Origin of the sequence: Bifidobacterium sp. M0399, assembly GCF_016100595.1 — a bacterium.
Lineage (GTDB): Bacteria > Actinomycetota > Actinomycetes > Actinomycetales > Bifidobacteriaceae > Bombiscardovia > Bombiscardovia polysaccharolytica.
This window is the reverse complement of record NZ_JACFSD010000009.1, coordinates 1-2,673: the sequence shown is the minus strand read 5'-3', so window position 1 is coordinate 2,673 and position 2,673 is coordinate 1. Positions and strand designations below refer to the sequence as shown.

Below are 2,673 nucleotides of genomic sequence, written 5' to 3'. Positions count from 1 at the left end.
AGTCAGATACCCCAACACCACACTCTGACCAACACACAACCAAACCCACACACAGAACCTAAAACAACGCGTTTAGTTCCTATAGCCCCTGATGCCGGAGAGACCGTTCTGTATCAGCATAGAGGCTAGATTGGCTGAGCTCTGATAAGGATGCGAAGGGTAAGGAATACGAGCGGTGTCCATCTCAGTTACACCCCTTTAGATAAAAAAGTGCCGCCCTAGTGTGCATATCATATAAATATGATAGAGGCAGTGGCGGCTTCTAACAAGCTTTAATATACTCGGGATATCAGTTAGAAAGCTTCATCAAGATAAAGCTTCACAATATAAACACATTTCTTATCGGATGGTCTTTCTTCTATCATGAGCTACTGCAGATCACCCTTCAATCGGCAAACATAAAACTGGTCGGCTCGGCCGGGGTTGTGGTCATCGGCGGCTGCGCCTTGATGTCTGGCCGCCGCTGTCGCACGCCTGCGGCGTGCTGCTGAAGGGGTTGGGAATGTGGTGTTTGTGCCGCCCCCTTCCATTCTGGCCCGGGCCGCTGCGACTCAAGCCCCGAGCGTCTCCGCCCACACCCCGCTCCGGCCGAGGGGGCCGAACAGCATGCCCCCTCGGCCTCCGGGGGAGTGTTCGGATCCACGCGGGGGCTTGACTCTCCGCTATACCCGGGCCGCCATTCCAGGCGTCGGCACAAACAGTCCCGGCACCAAGGAAAGGAACACCCATGAACACCACAACCAGCCTCCAGGACGACGTCAAGCAACTGAGCCAGGACCCCCAACTCATGCTCACCGCAGGCCGACAGGCCCTCGACAGCATCATGCGCATACTCGACGGCACCCACCAGCCCGAAGCCATAGGACACGACCGGCTCACCCGCATGGCCGCGCTGATAGAAACCTCACTGCCGCACCGCGACGCGCTCCTGGTCGCCGCCATCAACCCCGACACCACCCGAGACGACCTGACCACCATCACCGAACAACCCCACGACCCCGCCGCCGTCAAACTCATCTTCACCAGCCTCACCACCTGCTTCGAAGGCCGGACCCCCGTCAACCAGGAACGCGCCGACAGAGCCTACAACCTCTTCGACCAGCTCACCGCCGCCGTCGGCCCCACCCCACACCTCAGCGCCTCCAGAGCCTACCTGGCCTGGGCCGCCCGCGACCCCGACCAAGCCAGCTCATACATGGTCCAAGCCCTCACCCTCGACCGAACCAACAACCTCGCAGCGCTCATCGCCCTGGCCCTCAGTAAGAACATCAACCCCACCGACGACTAACACCACACACAACCAAACCGAAGAGGTCTCCTCCCAAACCAAGGAGGAGACCTCTCCGCGTCCGATGCGTTTCTCCCGCCCCATAAAAGGGGCACTCGAATCCGCTTCATTCCCTAGGAATGATCGTTGTTTAGATTAATCATGCTTGTCTGCAGCATCAACGGCATGAATGACGAGTAGGGAGATGAGAATGGTGAGAACCTCAGTTATCAAAGATGAGAGCGCCATGGCTTCCCACCTGCTGAAGGCCAAGGCCATCAACCCCATGAGAAACACAAAACTCACAACTTCGCTAACAAGCTTCTTCAAGACCTTGTGACTGCTCATGCTAAACAACACATCCACCAACGCATCAGTTATGTAGGTACCAAAGAACCACAACAGAAAGATAACGATGGTACCCAAAACCCCACGCCACCCATGCACCCAGGAACGAACGCCACCGAAAGGGAGCAAGCGATAAGTGACACCAATGCCGACCGCAAAAGGAAAGACAAAACCCAACAACACAGTTCCGAAAAAACCAACACCGGTAATCGCATCCGAAACCGTTACATGGTCTGATCGTCCACGGTCACTCATCGCTCACCCCTCTCTCCATGAATCAGAGGAACAAATCAACCCATGTCGCCGTGTATTCAGCAATATCGTAAGGGATGCCCAGCTGCATCAAACCTGAGACGATAGCGGCATGAGTCCAGACGCCGGTGGCTTCCAGGAAGTCTGCAATCCGACCGGCCCACGGAGCAATCTTGGCAGGAAGCTTGGAACCTCCCCAGCGCAGAAGCTTAATGACAGCTTTCTTGGCGATCGTCGTAGCCCAATTCCTCGATTGGAAGCCATTACCGGCAGTGCCATCATGCATCGAGAATGCATACTCGGTCAGGATGCCAGCACCTTCATAATCACCGTTTTCCCATGCGGTATCCGCTATCTCCAGCACATCCCTCGGAGTCAGCGAATCGGTGACTTGACTCACGATAGATGTCGAAGCGGTATCCACAGGCTCTGCAGCCATCGCCTGACTGGGAACCATGGCGACTCCCATAGACAGCGCAAGTGGAACAGCAACGCTGGCGAGCAACCTACTTTTGATAGTGTTCAGAGCTTTCATCATAAGCCCCTTTCCGTTTGTTGAGTCAATTCATCCTTGATAACCAATAACGAAGTCAGCGGTGTCAGCCATGGCACCTCTGACAACCCAGCTAAAACTGGAATACTGCACTGATAGATAGGCCTAACTATCATTCTTGAGTTATTACATCAACGGTGACAGTAGCACCACCGTTACACCATCATAGGGCTATAGGAACTAAACGCGTTGTTTATGTTGGGGGTTTGGCCTTGTGGCTGTAAGCGTGTTGGGTGGTTGTTAATAGGTCGGG

General features: G+C 55.0%; 3 protein-coding genes. 1 reads left to right on the top strand and 2 read right to left on the bottom strand.

The annotated features are described in order from the left end of the window. Positions 1-727 precede the first annotated feature (727 nt). Complete coding sequence (locus H3V09_RS08905; protein ID WP_015022034.1) at positions 728-1,288, top strand: hypothetical protein; 561 nt, start codon at positions 728-730, stop codon at positions 1,286-1,288. Positions 1,289-1,423: 135 nt separating this feature from the next. Here the strand turns inward: H3V09_RS08905 and H3V09_RS08900 are convergent, their stop codons facing one another. Both H3V09_RS08900 and H3V09_RS08895 read right to left on the bottom strand, forming a co-directional pair. Then, positions 1,424-1,870, bottom strand: coding sequence for a hypothetical protein (locus H3V09_RS08900; protein ID WP_015022033.1), 447 nt, complete (start codon positions 1,868-1,870; stop codon positions 1,424-1,426). Positions 1,871-1,892: 22 nt separating this feature from the next. Next, on the bottom strand, positions 1,893-2,405 hold the full coding sequence (locus tag H3V09_RS08895; RefSeq protein WP_045925197.1) for a hypothetical protein: 513 nt from the start codon (positions 2,403-2,405) through the stop codon (positions 1,893-1,895). Between the last annotated feature and the right edge of the window lie 268 nt (positions 2,406-2,673).

Excerpts from the sequence above, each read along its gene's own strand:
- H3V09_RS08905 (WP_015022034.1), top strand. The coding sequence starts at position 728 with ATGAACACCACAACCAGCCTCCAGGACGACGTCAAGCAACTGAGCCAG.
- H3V09_RS08895 (WP_045925197.1), bottom strand. The coding sequence starts at position 2,405 with ATGATGAAAGCTCTGAACACTATCAAAAGTAGGTTGCTCGCCAGCGTT.
- H3V09_RS08900 (WP_015022033.1), bottom strand. The coding sequence starts at position 1,870 with ATGAGTGACCGTGGACGATCAGACCATGTAACGGTTTCGGATGCGATT.